Genomic DNA, 16,667 nt, shown 5'->3' with positions numbered 1-16,667 from the left:
ATGGCGCGCATGACGATGATCGAGGCCATCCGCGACGCTATGGACGTGATGATGGCGCGCGACGAGCGGGTGGTGGTCTTTGGCGAGGACGTCGGCTATTTCGGGGGAGTGTTCCGTTCCACGGCAGGCCTCCAGCAGAAATATGGAATGACCCGTTGCTTCGATACTCCGATCAGCGAGGCCGGGATTGTCGGAACCGCCATCGGTATGGCATCTTATGGTCTCCGGCCCTGCATCGAAATCCAATTCGCCGACTACATGTACCCCGCCTATGACCAGATCGTGTCCGAAGCGGCACGGCTGCGCTACCGCTCGAACGGCGAGTTCACATGTCCGCTTGTCATCAGGATGCCGACGGGAGGAGGTATATTCGGCGGGCAGACCCACAGCCAGAGCCCTGAGGCGCTCTTTACCCACGTGGCAGGGCTAAAGACGGTGGTACCTTCCAACCCCTACGATGCCAAGGGCCTCCTGATTGCAGCGATCGAGGATCCGGACCCGGTCATATTCCTCGAGCCGAAGCGGCTCTACAACGGCCCCTTCGACGGCCATCACGACCGTCCGGTCACGTCCTGGTCGAAGCATCATCTGGGCGAGGTGCCCAGCGGCCATTTCACTCTTCCGCTCGGGAAGGCATCCGTCGCTCGTGAAGGTTCGGCCATGACCGTGCTGGCCTACGGGACGATGGTCTATGTCGCGCAGGCGGCTGCTGCAGAGATGGGCGTCGACGCCGAGATCATCGATCTGCGGACGCTGATCCCCCTCGACATGGAGACCATCAAGACGTCCGTTAGCAAGACGGGGCGATGTGTCATCGTCCACGAGGCCACGCTCACCTCTGGGTTCGGAGCGGAGCTGGCGGCGCTCGTACAGGAAGCCTGCTTCTTTCAGCTCGAGGCGCCGATCGCCCGGGTGACTGGATGGGATACGCCCTATCCGCATGCGCAGGAGTGGGACTACTTCCCGGGACCAGCGCGCGTCGGGCGCGCCCTTGTCGAGACAATGGAGGCCTGACATGGGTGAGCACTTGATCAAGATGCCCGACGTGGGTGAGGGGATTGCCGAAGCCGAAGTCGTCGAGTGGCATGTGAAGGTCGGCGATCTCGTCCGCGAGGACATGGTCCTGGCGGCGGTCATGACCGACAAAGCCACTGTGGAAATACCGTCTCCGGTCGACGGAGAGGTCGCTTGGCTGGGCGCACAGATCGGGGAGGTGGTGGCTATCGGGTCGCCCTTGATACGGCTTACGGTCGAGGGTGAGGGCATAGCTCCCGCGAGCGGGAAGGCGGAGGTAAGGACCGCGAACAAGCAGGCGCAGCCCGATGCGGTGACCGACGCCATCGCTGCCGAAACGGCACGGGGCGTCGTGGCCGATCATCCGGCTAAGAGCGTTGCGCGACGTGGTCCCGATGACGCGAGACGGAGCGCCGGACAGCAGCTGTATGGTGTTCCTGTCAGGCGCGCGGAAGGCGAGAAGCCAATCGCCTCACCGGCCGTGCGGCTTAGGGCGCGTGAGGCTGGAATCGATCTCCGGCAGGTGTCCGGCACCGGCCCTGCAGGTCGGATCACACATGAGGATCTGGACGTCTACATCACCCACGGATGGCGGACCGCCAAGGCACACGGCCTGGCGCAGAAGACATCGGTCGAACAGATCAAGGTCGCTGGACTGCGCCGCAAGATCGCGGAAAAGATGGCGATCTCAAAATCGCGCATTCCCCACATCACCTACGTCGAGGAGGTCGACGTCACGGCGCTGGAGGATCTGCGGGCGGCGCTCAATTCGAGCAAGCGGGCCGATCGACCGAAACTGACCTTGCTGCCATTCGTGATGCAGGCACTGGTGAAAGCCATTGCCGAGTACCCCCATCTAAACGCGATCTACGACGATGATGCTGGACTCATCCATCAGCACAGTGGCGTGCATATCGGCATTGCGACGCAGACGAAAGCCGGTCTCGTGGTCCCGGTGGTGCAGCATGCGGAGGGGCGCGACCTTTGGGGCTGCGCAATCGAGCTTAACCGCCTTGCCGAAGCGGCGAAGGCCGGAACGGCGACCCGCGAGGAATTGGGCGGGTCGACCATCACGATTACGTCGCTAGGGGCCATCGGTGGCATTGTCACGACGCCAGTCATCAACTATCCGGAGGTCGCCATCCTCGGGGTCAACAAGATTATGGTGCGGCCCGTATGGGATGGTGCGACCTTCATCCCCCGCAAGATGATGAACCTGTCCTCCAGCTTCGACCACCGCGTCATCGACGGCTGGGACGCGGCGATCTTCGTCCAGCGCATCAAGACGCTGCTGGAGTCTCCTGCAATGATTTTCGTGGAGACGTGATCGGATGAAGGACATTTCCTGTAAGCTGCTCGTCATCGGAGCGGGGCCAGGTGGCTACGTCTGCGCGATTCGGGCGGGGCAGCTAGGGATCGACACGGTGATCGTCGATGCCAGAAAGCCCGGCGGAACCTGTCTTAATGTAGGCTGCATCCCCTCCAAAGCCCTGATCCATGCAGCTGAGGAATATGACCGGATCGTCCATCTGGCTTCAGGCCGGAGCTCGCTCGGAATCAGGACGGCGACGCCCGAGATTAGTCTATCCGAAACCATCGAGTGGAAGGACGGCATTGTCGGTCGTCTCAACGGCGGAGTGGCGGCGCTGCTCAAGCGAGCGAAGGTCAAGATGGTTGGCGGGTGGGCCCGCTTCTGTGACGGTAAGACAGTCGAGGTGGAGACAGAAACAGGTCGGCAGGTCATCCGAGCCGAGAATATCGTGATCGCCACGGGATCTGCCCCGGTCGAGCTTTCCAACCTGCCGTTTGGCGGGCGCGTGATTTCCTCCACAGAGGCGCTGTCGCTGACTGCGGTTCCTGAGAGTCTTGCGGTGATCGGTGGCGGCTATATCGGCCTGGAACTCGGAACGGCATTCGCCAAGCTGGGAGCCAAGGTGACTATCGTCGAGGCGCAGGATCGCATCCTGCCGCTGTATGATGCGGAGTTGACCCGCCGGGTCGGAAAACGGCTGCGAACCCTTGGAGTCGAGGTTCTGACCGGCGCAAAGGCTAAAGGGCTGGCGAGAGCTGGCGATGCGCTGCTGGTGGAGGCTGCGGATGGTAGGGAGATACCGCTGGCCGTGGACAGAGTCCTCGTGACGGTCGGCCGCAAGCCTGTCACCCAGGGCTGGGGGATAGAGGAACTGGCCCTCGACATGGACGGCCCCTTCATTCGGGTCGGGGAGAGATGTGAGACCTCGATGCGCGGGATCTATGCCATCGGCGATGTTACCGGCGAGCCGATGCTGGCCCACCGCGCCATGGCTCAGGGTGAAATGGTGGCCGAGATCATCGCCGGTCACAAGCGAGGCTGGGACAAGCGGGCCATTCCGGCCGTATGTTTCACCGATCCGGAAATCGTCGCCGTCGGTCTAGCCCCGGACGAGGCGCATAGGGGAGGTGGAGAGGTTCGGGTCGGACTTTTCCCTTTCTCCGCCAGTGGCCGCGCAATGACCAAACAAAGTGAGGACGGCTTCGTGCGCGTCGTCGCCCGGGCGGATAATCACCTGGTGCTGGGGATTCAGGCGGTGGGGCAAGGTGTGTCCGAACTCGCCGCTGCGTTCGGTCTGGCTCTTGAGATGGGTGCGCGTCTCGAGGATATTGCCGGTACGATCCATGCGCACCCGACGCAGGGCGAAGCGTTCCAGGAAGCAGCCCTCAAAGGTCTGGGGCGCGAACTCCACTTTTGACGGGACTCCTCCATTACTTTGCGACTATTCCGCTCCCTTGTAGGCACGGGAACGAGCGGAATGGAATGCTTCGAATATTTGATATGATCTGCTGGCCTGCTACAGACGGCTATGGAGGCAAGTCTGAAGGTCGGATTGCCAAGGCCCTCAGGTGGCTTTGTAGGAGCGATCCCCTACGGCCCCCGGATGCCTGGGAGCGTGGGCATACTGGTCAAAGGGGTCGATACCATCACCATAGAACGATCTCATCGGCAGACAGCGGGGCAATGACCGTGCAAACAAGTCCGCTAGGTGCAAACTCCATCTTCGCGCAACCGCCTAGATCGCCGGCGAGGCTGCGTTCGATCAGGCGGGAGCCAAAGCCCCGCCGCGTCGGAGCCGAAACCACTGGCCCCCGTGCTCCTCCCAACGCAGATCCAGATGGGGAGTGTCTGAGCCGCCAATGGACCAGCAAATCCTGATCTGGCCCGCCTCGTTCGACAGTGCTCCATAGTTTACAGCGTTGGTGGTCAACTCCTGTAGGGCCATTGTCAGTGCAAGAGCCATGCGGGGAGAAAGCCTGACTTGCGGCCCCATAGCTGACAGGCGGTTTTCTCCAAGATTGCTGTATGATGCGGTGGTCTGCGCTACGACCTCGCGCAGCGAGGCTCCTTGCCAATTCTCCCGTGTTAGAAGGTTATGAGCCCGCGAGAGAGCGAGAAGGCGCGCCTCAAGATCGGCCCTGGCTTGCTCCGGCGAAGAGACGTTGCGCAGCGTCTGGGCAGCAGTGGACTAGACAGTGGCAAGCGTGTTCTTCACCCGGTGGTTCAACTCGTTGGTCAGTAATTCCTGCCGCCGCTCCGCCTCCTTCTTGTGGCGAATGTCGCGCACCTCGACGATCGTCCCGATGGTCTGGGACTGCTCGTCGCGGATCGGGCTGGCGGTGAAGGCAACGGGTAACAAGCTGCCGCCCTTGTGGATGAAGACCTCCTCGCCCTGCGTCTGATTGCTCTCGGGAAAGGCTTGGTCGATTGGGCAGTCTTCGCGGGGGTACTCAGCGCTGGCCCTATCCTGTTCGACCCGGGCCAATTACATCAGCCCGTACCGTGAATGTCTCAGCGTCGACACGTTCTGGAGCAGGGGCATCATAGATGACCAGCAGGGCGCTAGGGCCCGCCTCCGGCCAGAGTTCGAGCCCTTCAGGATGATCCACATGCAGCCGGTACGGCAGCTCGGCCACGGTCTCGATCCGCTCGGGATCAATCACTCCTGAGACATCATCATGAATCGCATCCCGCCACCTCAGGACGAAGGCTGGTCCCTCGAGAGACATGGTCGGACCCACGAGCATGAGAAGATCGTCCCCATCAAGCCGCATGTCGCGGATCCCTAAGCCGCGGGTGTCGAGCAGGTGTTTGCGATAGCGCCGCTCGCCATCAATCCGGCGGGCTTTCAGCCGGTCCGGCCCTTTCTGCTCCAGCTCCAGGTCGAGGACCACGGCATGGCCGCGCAGCACGGGACCGCGCAGCCCCAGCCAGATCCGGTTCCCACGAACCGCTAGCCCCTCCACATCGAGACCGTTCTCCTTGGACGGGATACTTAGAAAGGGGGCGAGATGCGGGTCTGCTGCGAGCCACCGTTCAAGCGCACTGTGCCTTTGGCCGAGCTTGAGCCATGCGGGTTGCCGCTCACCTGCTGACCGGGCGAGGGCAAACCGGCCAGGAGCCTCTTCGAAGAGGGGGATGCGCCCTAGAAAGTAGCGGTTGGGCTCGCGCTCGATCCCCTCCATGCGCTGCAGCGCCTGATCACGGTCGTTCTCGTCGCGCTTGGGTTTCGAGCGCTTACGCGAGTGGGATCCCACAATCCAGAGGAAGCCCTCAGCCGCACACAGCCCCTCAATGTCCATTTCGCCGTCCGCCCCAGCCGGCAGGTCGACCAGCGTGTCCAGGGCGACATGCTGGTGGTCCCCGAAGCTGCCGTCCTCAAGGCGTCGGAGGCGCTCTACGCTTGCGGTCTCATCACAGGCGAGAAACAGGCAGTCACCGATCCGCGCCACGGCAGAGAGGTCCTTGTGCAGCGGATCCTCCACGTGCCGCAGGGGCCTCCAGTCGGAGAAGGTGAGGGGGATCTGGTGAACGGCGTCAGCGGGGTTGGTGTCCGGCACGGGGGCTCCTGAGGCATTGGTGGTGCGGATTGTCAACGCACGAGCCTTCACGGGAGCCCTCCTTCGGCTCGATGTCTGCAGGCTCTTACCTGGATCCGCCACATCGGACAAAGACCTTGGTCGGTTTCTTAGGCGTAAGCGGACCTTAGTGCCACCCCGCTTGAGAGCTGCTGCTGACCCACAACAGACATTCCGGTGGTCGGGCGAGAATGATCCGCCGGATCCTGGAAGAAGGCCACTCCATTCAACAGGCGGCGGCCGAATTTCGTGTCAGCGAACTCACCGCCGCAGACAGGAGCCCCACGTGATCTTCCTCGGGGATATCGTTGACCAGGGACCTGGCAGCCGTGGCGCGATAGACCTGGTCGCCTCGGCGCTGAGGCGCTGACCCTCATCACGATGCGGGATCAGGCCTTCGAGATCGGACTCGACAGGATCTCCCTGAACGAGCCGACAAACCTCGCAGCGTGCCTGTTGGGGAGCTTCGGCTGCGGCCGAGGCGTATGGTATCAATGAACGAGCCTGGCTCGTGGGCATTAACCCAGGGCGGCAACCGGGAGCATGAGAAATTGGAGCCTGACCCACAATCCACCGATGCCGATCAGGGACGAGCCGAAGATCGGATCAATGCCTTCCAGCGCGGCGGCGGCCCTTTCGTGGCGGCAGTCGAGGCCACCCGCATGCCCATGGTCGTCACCGACCCCACGGTGAGCGGCAATCCCATCGTCTATGTGAACCAGTCCTTCATCGACCTCTTCAGCTACTCCCGCGAGGAGGTCCTGGGCCAGAACTACTTCTTTCTTGCAGGTCCCGATACCGATCCTGAGGTGGAGCGGCACATCCGGGCTGCCATGATGGCTGATGAGCCCCTCGACCTCGAGGTCCCGCTTCGAGCCAAGGACGGCCGGGAGGTCTGGGCGGCACAGTTCGTCAGCCCTGTCCACGACGACCAGGGCCGCGTGATCCAGCATTTCGCGTCGTTCTGGGACATCACCCGGCGCGTCAGGGCCGAGCGCCGCGCCCGGCGCCTGAACGTGGTGCTGGAGAGCCGGGTTAGGGAACGAACCCAGGAACTGCAGACCGAACTGGACCGCAGACGTGCCCTGGAGGGCGTCCTGACAGAGAGCGTCAGGGAGAAGGACAAGCTTCTCGGTCAAAGGAGTGTTCTGCTGCACGAGGTCAATCACCGGGCCAAGAACAGCATCGCCATGGCGATCTCGATGCTGCGCCTTCAGATGGCACGCCAGGGCGATTCCGGTGTCTCGGAAGCCTTGGAAAATGCCATTCAGCGGCTCGATCACCTTGCCCGCATTCACGAGCTTCTTTATCGGCAGGACAGCAACGATGTGCAGTCGGTCGACATGGCCGGCTACCTGACGGAGCTATGCCAGAACTTCGGCCACCTCCGGAGCCCGCAGGATCAGCGCATCGAACTGATCAGCGACGCCGATGACATTACGTTGGATGTCGATCGTGCCATCAACGTGGCCCTGATTGCCGGCGAGGCGATCACCAACGCGCTGAAGCATGCCTTTCCCGACAAGCGGCGGGGTGCGGTTCGCGTCGGGCTGCACCAGGAGGGGGGCGACGTGCTTCTCTCCATCGAGGACAATGGCGTCGGCCTTCCTGCCACTCGGCGCCAAGGGTCCATGGGCATGCGCCTGATCGAGGGCATGGCCCAAAGTCTTAACGGCACCCTGGCGAGTAAGGGGCATCGGGGGACGCAAATTGAAGTGCAGTTTCCGCTATCGGGGCGTAACAATCCTGCTGGCTAAAGCATCGANAAAGTCTTAACGGCACCCTGGCGAGTAAGGGGCATCGGGGGACGCAAATTGAAGTGCAGTTTCCGCTATCGGGGCGTAACAATCCTGCTGGCTAAAGCATCGAACCCAAAAGTGGACTTGCACTTTTGGGATCCCATCCGATGCTTTCTCTTATGATGAGAGCATCGTTGAGTGCGGAAAACCGAATCCACTTTTCCGCACGATACTCTAGGTCAGCGGCCATACGAGCAGGATGAGCGGCACGCCGAGCAGAATGACAATGGAGGAGAGCGGCAATCCCAGCTTCCAGTAGTCGCCGAACCGGTATCCGCCCGGTCCCATCACGAGCGTGTTGCATTGGTGTCCAATGGGCGTGAGGAAGTCGCAGGCGGCACCCACCGCGACCGCCATGAGAAAGGCGTCAGGTTTATAGCCAAGCTGCCCAGCAAAGGTTGCCGCGATGGGAGCCATCACCAGCACCGTCGCCGCATTGTTCAGAAAGGGAGTCACGGCCATGGCCGCTACCATGATCAGCGCCAGCGCGCCGTAGGACGGAAGGGTGCCGGCAAGCTGCGAGAGCCATCCGGCCAGAAGATCGGCGCCACCGGTCGTGCGGATCGCCTCACTGACCGGAATCAGGGCTCCCAACATCACCAGAATGGGCCAATCGACAGCTTCGTAAGCCTCCCGGAGCGACAGGGCCCCAAGCAGGACCATCAGGACGGCGGCGGTGAAGAAGGCGGTGGCGACGGGCAGCACCCCGACGGCCGTGAGCCCCATGGCACCACCCAGGATCATTACGGGGACGAGACCCTGCCGGACATTACCGAGGCGGATCTCGCGCTCGGCCAGCGGCAGGCAACCGAGTTCCTTCAGCTTGTCCGGAAGCCGGGTAAGATCACCCTTCAGCACCAGGACGTCGCCGGTCTGCAAGGTGATGTCGCGCAGACGTTCCGTGAACTGCTCGCCGCTACGACTGACCGCGAGGAGATTGATGTTGAAGCGCTCGTGCAACGCTATGCGCTTGGCAGTCTGACCGATCAGCATTGAGGTCGGTCCAACGACCGCCTCGATTCCCCCGATCTCCTCACCTGCCCCCTTGCCTTGCGTGGGGCGGTCGTGCCCTTCGAGTTCCAGGTGAGCGCGGGCGACCGCCCGCTCAAGCGCCTCCGGATCGCCTTTCAGGAGAACAATGTCATCCTTGCGAAGGACAGCATCCGGCAGAGGCGTCGTATGCTCAGTCTGGTTCCGAACGATGCCTGTCACCAGAACTTCGCTGTCACAGACCTTGGCCAGATCGCTGACCGTCCTCCCGATCATCGGTGAGTTCGCCGTAACGCGAGCTTCCGTCATGTAATCGGTGAGATTGATCGCCTCGTCCATGGTCCCAGCGGCTTTGCGACCGCCGGGCAGAAGCCGGTAGCCGAAGGCCAGAAACGCCACGCCAACCGCCGCAAGGCCGAGGCCGACCGGGGTAAAATCGAACATGCCGAAAGGCTGACCCGTCAAGTCCTCGCGCACGCGAGAGACGATGATGTTGGGCGACGTGCCAATAAGGGTGATCAGGCCCCCAAGCAACGACCCGAATGCCATCGGCATGAGAAAACACGAGGGCGAGGCATTTGAGCGCCGCGCCATCTGGAATGCGACTGGGATCATCATCGCCAGTGCGCCGATGTTCTTGACGAAGGCGGCCAGGATAGTGACCACCGCCACGAGAACCACGATCTGGCCCTGCACCGACGTGATATAAGGCGAGACCCGATGGAGGGCCGCCTCCATCACACCGGAGCGCTCGACCGCCGCACTGACGATCAGCGCGCTCGCGACAATGATGACGATGTCGTCCGCGAAACCGGAGAAAGCTACCTCATGTGGGACGATGCCGGTGAACACCGCAGCCAGGAGAGCCAGGACGGCGACAAGGTCATAGCGCAGCCGTCCCCACACGAACAATGCCATCATTCCGGCCAGTATGGCGAAGGCAATGGCCTGGTCCTGCGTCATCTCTCCGTCCACGATCATGGAGTGGAGAGAGATAACGCGCCACTTCCTGATCCGATTGGTCCTGCTGTCCTGTTCGCACAGTGCAGGGGTTCTATACTCGCAGGAGCCTGATGCCTACGTTACAATAGGTCTGATACTATGTAGCACCATTCGCGGAGCTTTGTCCTACGACATCTGTTATCATTGGCCCCGCCCAAGGATCTCAGCTTGCTTGAAGGCGGAAAGCAGAGGCATGTTCAAGCTCAGCAGATTGGTGCCTCATTCAGTGTGGGCGTTCCCTGCCGCCGCGATGCTCTTCTTTGCCCCCGCCTCAGCCCATGGCTTCAGCGGCGAGGCCTTACGGATCATCTCGACCCCACCCAAGATTACTCGTGTGGACGCCGTTGATTTGAACCCAAGCATCGGTCAAACTCGGCGTTTGATGGTGCGATGGTCCTGTTCGATGCGACTTTTGAGGTAGCGACTTTGTCGGATCCGCATCGGCTTCAGGTTGCGTCTTGACCGATCCTGGAGCCGGCTTTCCGTATCGCAGCTCAGAACGGCCTCTCGGTTGGTCTGGCTGCCGTCGATCACAACCCGCTCGGGCCGACCATGCCGCTTGAGTGCCTTGCGCAGGAACCGCTTGGCAGCCGTCAGATTCCGCGGCTCACTAAACCAGAACTCGACGGTGTCGCCGTTGCTGTCGATCGCGCGATAGAAATACCGCCATTGGCCTCGGACTTTGATGTATGTCTCGTCGATATGCCACTTTCCGGTGACGGCTCACTTGCGCCGGTTGAACTGCTCCAGCAGCAGCAGCGCGTAATGAATGGTCCAGCGATGAATAGTCGCGTGATCGACGGAGATGCCTCGCTCCTCCATCATCTCCTCAAGATTTCGCAGACTCAGGTTTTAAGCCAAGTACCAGCGAACGCAGAGCATGATCACTGAGCGATCAAAGTGACGGCCTTTGAACATCATACACCTCCGGAGTTTGTCGGATGCGTAGACCGAACTGAGTTACTGAACGATTTGCGACGGAGCCAGGATCAGGAGCAGCTGCAAAGGAGATTTACCGGAACTCGTTACCTCTTGGTTTCATGTATGGACGGCTTCTTCGAACGACGTCTGGAGACTGGCCTCCACCTTCGGTAAATCGATGTTCGAGATCGGCCATCAGTGCGTCCGCCATCTGCTGGAGACGTCGACGATCCGGCTCCGGGAACTTGCGTGGCTGCGTGTCGATGACGCACAGAGAGCCAACGGTTAGTCCGGAGGAAGTTCGCAGGGGGGCTCCGGCATAGAAGCGGATGCCCTTCTCCAACACAAGCGGATCGTCGGAAAATCGTGGGTCCTTGGTCACATCTTCGGACACCAGCACCTCGTTGGCAGCGATCACATGTGCGTCGAGCGATCCCTCATGGAGGGGCCGGCCAGCGGCTTGGATCTCCTGCGGCAGGCTTGTTGCGTCAGGCAGTGACCGATCGCCCTCGCCGACGATGGAAACGAGGGCGATTGGTGCGCCGAAGGCTTGCGCGACTCTCCTGGACGCATCGCTAAACTGTCGTCCCCTGGCGGAGCCCAAGCCGTGATCGTGCAGCGCCGCAAGTTGCTCCTGCTCCGTGTCGGGCAGGATTTGGGGCATCCCGCTAGGCGATATCGGGCGCGAGACCCACGCATCCATTTGGTCGACACAAGCTTCCAGGGTGGCAAACACCGCATCGGCCGCCATCTGCTTCGTAAGATCCTCCGTCTGCCGTGTCCCAGGTGCCAGATTCCAGCAGCAGACGACGAGCTTCACGTGGGGGGCCCGGCGACGGAGGCGGCGGCAGATATAGCGAGCATACACCTGCGGCTGCGGGTGGAGGTAGGACAGGCACACTACGTCCACGCCCTGGAGGTCGAGCTGCCCCAGGGCCTCCTGGCTGACGGAGATCGGCGGCAGGACGTGTGCGCCGATGCCTCGTTCCTCGAGCACCTGCGCCATCATCTCGGCCGCCGCACGATCGATTTCCGTGCGTCCCGCCAGACAAAGGACTGACTGCGGCCGCGCCTCTTCGGGGAACGGGACGCGCCCTTCGCCTACTTCTTTGTTCGATGGCTTGGCGGCAGAGGCTTTTTCCCGAACATGGTCCTCGACCTCCCGTACGACGCAAATTGCGGTATCGGCGACGAGCCGCCTATAGTTGGTCTCCGTAGTGCTGCGCTGGCGATCATTCTCCGCCAGGCGGAGAGCGGGTATGGCCACGATGTCGTAGAACTCACGTGAGGAGTGCTGGTCGACATAGTCCTCGGCGATCTCAACCGCCTCTTCCAAGTTGCCGGCCACAAAGCGCTGATAGAGGCGCTCCTCCGGTGCGAGCACGGGATCGCTGCCGAGGAGGGTGCCCAGAAACTCCAGTTGTGGGACATACCGCCCGATGACGACAAGGCAGACCGTCAGAGGAGTGGCGAGGAACAGCCCGACTGGCCCCCACAGCGTGGTCCAGAAGATCGCAGCCATGATGATGGCCAGCGACGACAGGCCCGTGCTGGAGCCGTAGAGCCACGGTTCGATAACATTGTTGCTGACGAGCTCGGCCACAAGGAACAGTCCCACGACCCAGAACAGCATGGTCCAGCCGGGATCAACCGCGATTGCGAGGGCAATGGGAAAGAGAGCGGCCAAGAAAGGTCCAAGGTAGGGGACGAACCGCAGGACGGCTGCCAGCAGGCCCCACAGCACCGCGTTGGGCACGCCAATCAAGAAGAGAGCAACGCCGATCGGGATACCGTAGGTCAGGTTTACGACGAGCTGCATCAGGAGATAGCGGCTTACCCGGGCGGCCGCATCGTTGATGGCCTGCGTGCTCTTCTGAAGATCACCGGCCCCGGCCAGCTTGATGAAACGGTCGCGGAGATCCTCTCGCTCAAGCAGTACGAAGATCACAAAGATGATGACCAAGCCCGCGGTGGCAAGTGGCGCGAGCAGGGGGCCGACGACCGCCTGGATCACCCCCAGCGGGTTAGATCGAGGAGGCTCCAACCGGACCGTCACTGGCTCTTGCGGAGCGGGCCCGCTGCCGAGTGCAGGCGCACCTGGGATTGTCTGGGCATCATCCGGCTCCTCTTCACCGGAAATCTCCTTGCCGAGGTCCTCAATGGTGGTGGTGACTTTTTCAACGATGCCACCACCGGGGAATGACTGCTGCAAGGATCGGATCTTCTGGGTGATGGTGATCTGATACGCCGGAAGGTTGTTGGCGAGCTGGACGAGCTGGCGGCCGACGACGAACCCGATGCCGCCGATGAGGATGAAAGCGAGCGTGACGGCAACAAGCACCGCAGCGATCCGGGGCAGCCTGAGGCGCCGGAGCCAGTTTACCAGAGGGGTAAGCGCAAAGCTAAGGAGGATGGCGAGGGCGAAGGGGATGAAGACATCCCGACCGAAGTAAAGTCCTCCAATTGCCAGGACGATGCCGCCGGCGGTCAGGATAGAAGACCCTGCTGCCCGCACGACTGGTGGGGATGGAGGCAGAGCTGGATCAGCCATTGGACGACGCTTTCAGCTACGGTGGGCCGAAGACAACTCGACGTCGACAATTTTGATCCGACTCCTGCCGATCAGGCTCTGCCACGCACATGGCGACCGTCAGGAGCGGATGCTGTTTATGGCGGCTCATCCAGGCCACATGCTCAGGGCCTCTACCGGTCACGAGCCCTATGGCAGCTCCGCGCGGGGGATCGGGCATCTCTACGTGGCTGCTGGTCAGGTGCAATCCAGCGGGGCCGCCTGCCCTCAAAAGCATTGCCGCCCATAGGAGGCTTCAGGCACCATCGCGCTTTACCTCGTTTGCGAGGCAGACAGGCTGTGCTCTGATCCTGGAGCAGGCTCTGGTGTTCGCGTCTCTCTTGTGAAAGGGGCTGAACAGTCCCATGTATCTTGATACCGCTTGCACACGAACCCAAGGCGCAGGCGGCTGAGAGACATCGTGTGCTCCCGCCTGTTTCAGCGGAGCGCATAATGTTCAGTAGTTCGTTCTCCATATTGCATAACAATCTCGCTTTACCTATCGGTCGGCCAGCCATGGGGCGCGTCATTCAGGAATATTTGGGTCTCCACTTGTGCCTTGCTGACGAAGCGATGGAACTTCAACCTATCCCGGAGCCGCTCAGGATTCTGGCGATCAAGATCGACCGCCACTTAGCTCTTAGGAGAGAAGCGGAGCTGTCTGAGTTTCAGAATGGGATCTTGGAGGCTCGACCCGTCCTACGGGCCTTCGCGATTTCCTTGACGAGAAGCCCGGATCGAGCCGACGATCTCGTGCAAAACACCATAGTTCGTGCTTTGAGCAAACGGGCTCTCTTCCAGCCAGGCACGAACCTAAATGCGTGGCTCTTCACGATCCTGCGGAATGGCTTCTACACGGAGCACCGCAAGCGCACTCACGAGGTCGCCGATCCGGACGGAGCCTATGCCGCACAGCTGGCCATAACTCCAGGGCAGATGGACGGGCTAAATCTCCAGGATCTGCAGGACGCATTACGGAAAATCGCCCCCGACCAGTGTGAGGCGTTGCTTCTCGTCGGAGCTCAAGGGCTTTCATATGAAGAGGCCGCGACGGCCTGCGGCGTACCAGTCGGGACAATCAAGAGCCGGGTCAACCGGGCTCGCCTTCGCCTTGCCGAACTTCTGGGCTATGAACCCGGTGACCTCGCGCAGGATCAATTCCTGCAGCCTCCGACTGGCCGCTTGTCATGAGCTACATTTCCAGCGAGAGCATAGGTCTTCATATCGTGCGCCATCTTGTACGTGGGCTGGGCAAGACCCAAGGGCAGGGGGCTCCTGTCCAAAATCTCCGGCATTGGTGGACCCTAAGTTTGGGTCAGCGGAGTGAAACCTTTGACCTTGGCCTGAAATATGCTGATCATTGCCGATGGATCGAGCATGGACAGGACGACATGATCCTGCTCACGAACCTAGGATGCACAAAAGGCGGAGCAGGCCGATAAACGGGATCTCGAAGCCAGCCAACAAATGCCTGCGTTGGAGATTAAGTCAGAGCAATGTTATAGGCTTTAAAGGCAGGAGAGGTTTACGGCCAAAGACGTAGGCTTGTCTGCTGCTCAGGGCAGCTCAACGAACTCTGTCGAGAATGCCGACATTGGCCGATCCCTTCCAACGTGCTCAGCGACAAGCCAGGCTAGGAAAGAACGAGTTGTGACAGATCCCACGGTGCTCCTTATTCGGCCCCCTAGCGATTATCATTCTCGTTCTTGGCCAGCGCAATTTTGCTGCGGACCCTGCTTGTTTTGTAGCCGGCCAGATCGTCGATAAATGCTGCCGCCCACCGTGACACATCGGAAGCCCATAGAACTTTCAGCATAGCCTGCCAGCGAGCAACCCGCTCCTCACGGCTCATGTGCAGTGCATGCTGAATCGCCTCCGCCACTTCGACCTTGTCATTCGGGTTGACGATCAGTGCGTCGGTGAGTTCTTCAGCCGCTCCAGCGAATTTCGACAGAATGAGAACACCGGGATCCTGCGGGTCCTGAGCGGCCACGTATTCTTTGGCCACCAGGTTCATTCCATCCCGAATAGGGGTCACGAGGCCGACCCGGGCCAGCCGATAAAGGCCAGCGAGGACTGCGCGAGAATAGGTGCTGGTCACATAGTGGATCGGCACCCAACCAGGCTCACCCAAGGAGCCGTTGATCCGCCCCAGCATCTCATTCACGGCTCGGCTGAGGGTTGCGTACTCGGGCACCTCGCTGCGGCTGGTTGGGGCAATCTGCAGATAGGTCACCTGTCCCCGCTGATCCGGATGGCTGACCAGGAAGCGCTCAAACGCCTCCATGCGCTCAGGAATGCCCTTCGAGTAATCGAGCCGATCAACCCCGATGATCAGCTTGCGAGTTCCCAGACCGGCAATCGTCTGCTTCAGAAGTCGGCCTGAGCCAGAGCGTTGGGCTGCTTGCTGAAAACCGTTCACGTCAATGCCGATTGGAATGCTTTTGATGCGGACGCGACGGCTTCCTACGTCGAGAAGATCTGCCCTGCGGTGGGCGGCGCCAAGTTCCTGCACGAGGCTGCGTCTGAGGTTGTCGGCATCCCGCTCTGTCTGCACCCCTACAAGATCATAGTCCGGGACAACGCGCAGGAGTTCTGTGCTTCCCGGAAGAGCTCCAAACACTTCAGGAGCGGGCCAGGGAATGTGATGAAAGTACCCGATGGGGTTGGTGATCCCGACAGCCCGCAGCTCGCTCGCGAGGGGGATGAGGTGATAGTCGTGAACCCAGATGAGATCGTCAGGCTGGATGAGATGGGCCAGTGCATTGGCGAAACTACGATTCACCCGCAAGTACCCTGCGTAGTCAGCCCGCGAGAACTCGGACAGACCGATCCGGTAGTGCATGATGGGCCAGAGTGCCCGGTTGGCGAAGCCATTATAGTACTCCTGCCGATCGAGCGAAGTCAGGTCCATGACTGCATACTTCACCTGTCCTTTGTCGATGATCTTGGGCTGGGCCGCCGGATGGGCTGAAACCTTGCCGCTCCAGCCGAACCACAGCCCCTGGTAGGCCTGGAACGCCTCGTGCAGAGCCACTGCTAGGCCTCCTGCAGCGGCTTTTCCGGTGTCTGGAATGGTTACTCGGTTGGATACGACAACGAGCCGTCGCAAATGCACGTTCCCTCTTGTAGCTTTCCGGAGGGTAGCCCGAGGACGAACACCGTGGCAAATGCCGCGCACTGGAGCTTAGCCAAATCAAGCTGGTAGAGGCCATTCTGGGCCGAGACCCAGCAGGCCGAAACCATTGCTCAAGGTCCCGTCCTTATCCCGTGACGTCTGTCTCTGGCCGGTCCTTCCCTTGAGAGACTTCCTCGTGCCAGTCGCCCGCTTCGTCCTGGTACTCGATATCCTCAGTCGCGCCCGGCAGCCTCCGTCCAGCAGCGGCTCGTGCTTCATTATGCCTGTCGTAGCGTTCTGAGAGGACATCTCCGACCTTGCAAGCCCAACACCTCCAAGCCGGCACCGGGGCATCAGATCTACC

At 61.2% G+C, this 16,667-nt stretch carries 10 protein-coding genes and 3 pseudogenes; 5 read left to right on the top strand and 8 right to left on the bottom strand.

The features are described from left to right. From LG661_RS19610 to lpdA, 3 genes are read left to right on the top strand one after another with little or no spacing between them, the layout of a single operon-like run. On the top strand, positions 1-1,014 hold the full coding sequence (locus LG661_RS19610) for an alpha-ketoacid dehydrogenase subunit beta (RefSeq protein ID WP_230533626.1): 1,014 nt from the start codon (positions 1-3) through the stop codon (positions 1,012-1,014). 1 nt (position 1,015) lies between these two features. Then, positions 1,016-2,341, top strand: a complete 1,326-nt coding sequence (locus LG661_RS19605) for a dihydrolipoamide acetyltransferase family protein (protein WP_230533625.1) — start codon at positions 1,016-1,018, stop codon at positions 2,339-2,341. A gap of 4 nt (positions 2,342-2,345) precedes the next feature. After that, positions 2,346-3,743, top strand: coding sequence for a dihydrolipoyl dehydrogenase (gene lpdA / locus LG661_RS19600; RefSeq protein ID WP_230533624.1), 1,398 nt, complete (start codon positions 2,346-2,348; stop codon positions 3,741-3,743). A gap of 345 nt (positions 3,744-4,088) precedes the next feature. Here the strand turns inward: lpdA and LG661_RS19595 are convergent. The 3 genes and pseudogenes from LG661_RS19595 to LG661_RS19585 all read right to left on the bottom strand — a co-directional run. Further along, positions 4,089-4,502: pseudogene (locus LG661_RS19595) on the bottom strand (HWE histidine kinase domain-containing protein); the annotation flags it as partial. Between the two features lie 12 nt (positions 4,503-4,514). Next, positions 4,515-4,811 (bottom strand): PAS domain S-box protein, encoded by a 297-nt coding sequence (locus LG661_RS19590; RefSeq protein ID WP_230533622.1) that lies wholly within the window; start codon positions 4,809-4,811, stop codon positions 4,515-4,517. Then, on the bottom strand, positions 4,789-5,937 hold the full coding sequence (locus LG661_RS19585) for a DUF3616 domain-containing protein (RefSeq protein ID WP_230533620.1): 1,149 nt from the start codon (positions 5,935-5,937) through the stop codon (positions 4,789-4,791). The genes LG661_RS19590 and LG661_RS19585 overlap by 23 nt, the downstream gene beginning before the upstream one ends. Positions 5,938-6,455: 518 nt before the next feature. On the opposite strand from LG661_RS19585, the gene LG661_RS19580 reads away from it, so the two are divergent. Further along, the gene (locus tag LG661_RS19580; RefSeq protein WP_230533618.1) at positions 6,456-7,661 is read left to right on the top strand and encodes a sensor histidine kinase; all 1,206 of its coding nucleotides are present in this window, start codon (positions 6,456-6,458) and stop codon (positions 7,659-7,661) included. A gap of 216 nt (positions 7,662-7,877) precedes the next feature. Here the strand turns inward: LG661_RS19580 and LG661_RS19575 are convergent, their stop codons facing one another. The 3 genes and pseudogenes from LG661_RS19575 to LG661_RS19565 all read right to left on the bottom strand — a co-directional run bounded on the left by LG661_RS19575 (position 7,878) and on the right by LG661_RS19565 (position 13,167). Continuing rightward, positions 7,878-9,656 (bottom strand): SLC13 family permease, encoded by a 1,779-nt coding sequence (locus LG661_RS19575; protein WP_230533617.1) that lies wholly within the window; start codon positions 9,654-9,656, stop codon positions 7,878-7,880. Positions 9,657-9,914: 258 nt separating this feature from the next. After that, positions 9,915-10,613 (bottom strand): annotated as a pseudogene (locus tag LG661_RS19570) (IS6 family transposase). Between the two features lie 94 nt (positions 10,614-10,707). Continuing rightward, on the bottom strand, positions 10,708-13,167 hold the full coding sequence (locus LG661_RS19565) for an AI-2E family transporter (protein ID WP_230533615.1): 2,460 nt from the start codon (positions 13,165-13,167) through the stop codon (positions 10,708-10,710). Between the two features lie 471 nt (positions 13,168-13,638). Between LG661_RS19565 and LG661_RS19560 the strand changes: the two genes are divergently transcribed. After that, entirely contained in the window at positions 13,639-14,376 is a 738-nt protein-coding gene (locus LG661_RS19560) for a sigma-70 family RNA polymerase sigma factor (protein ID WP_230533614.1), read from the top strand. Between the two features lie 493 nt (positions 14,377-14,869). On the opposite strand, the gene otsA is transcribed toward LG661_RS19560, so the two are convergent. Both otsA and LG661_RS19550 read right to left on the bottom strand, forming a co-directional pair. Further along, the gene (gene otsA / locus LG661_RS19555; RefSeq protein ID WP_230533612.1) at positions 14,870-16,297 is read right to left on the bottom strand and encodes an alpha,alpha-trehalose-phosphate synthase (UDP-forming); all 1,428 of its coding nucleotides are present in this window, start codon (positions 16,295-16,297) and stop codon (positions 14,870-14,872) included. A 151-nt stretch (positions 16,298-16,448) separates the two neighbouring features. Beyond that, positions 16,449-16,667: pseudogene (locus LG661_RS19550) on the bottom strand (hypothetical protein); the annotation flags it as partial.

This window comes from Microvirga roseola (assembly GCF_020866965.1).
GTDB classification, from domain to species: domain Bacteria; phylum Pseudomonadota; class Alphaproteobacteria; order Rhizobiales; family Beijerinckiaceae; genus Microvirga; species Microvirga roseola.
This window is presented reverse-complemented; position numbering and strand designations above follow the sequence as displayed.

Coding starts and splice junctions, on each gene's coding strand:
- LG661_RS19610 (WP_230533626.1), top strand. CDS start 1: ATGGCGCGCATGACGATGATCGAGGCCATCCGCGACGCTATGGACGTG.
- LG661_RS19605 (WP_230533625.1), top strand. CDS start 1,016: ATGGGTGAGCACTTGATCAAGATGCCCGACGTGGGTGAGGGGATTGCC.
- lpdA (WP_230533624.1), top strand. CDS start 2,346: ATGAAGGACATTTCCTGTAAGCTGCTCGTCATCGGAGCGGGGCCAGGT.
- LG661_RS19575 (WP_230533617.1), bottom strand. CDS start 9,656: ATGACGCAGGACCAGGCCATTGCCTTCGCCATACTGGCCGGAATGATG.
- LG661_RS19565 (WP_230533615.1), bottom strand. CDS start 13,167: ATGGCTGATCCAGCTCTGCCTCCATCCCCACCAGTCGTGCGGGCAGCA.
- LG661_RS19560 (WP_230533614.1), top strand. CDS start 13,639: ATGTTCAGTAGTTCGTTCTCCATATTGCATAACAATCTCGCTTTACCT.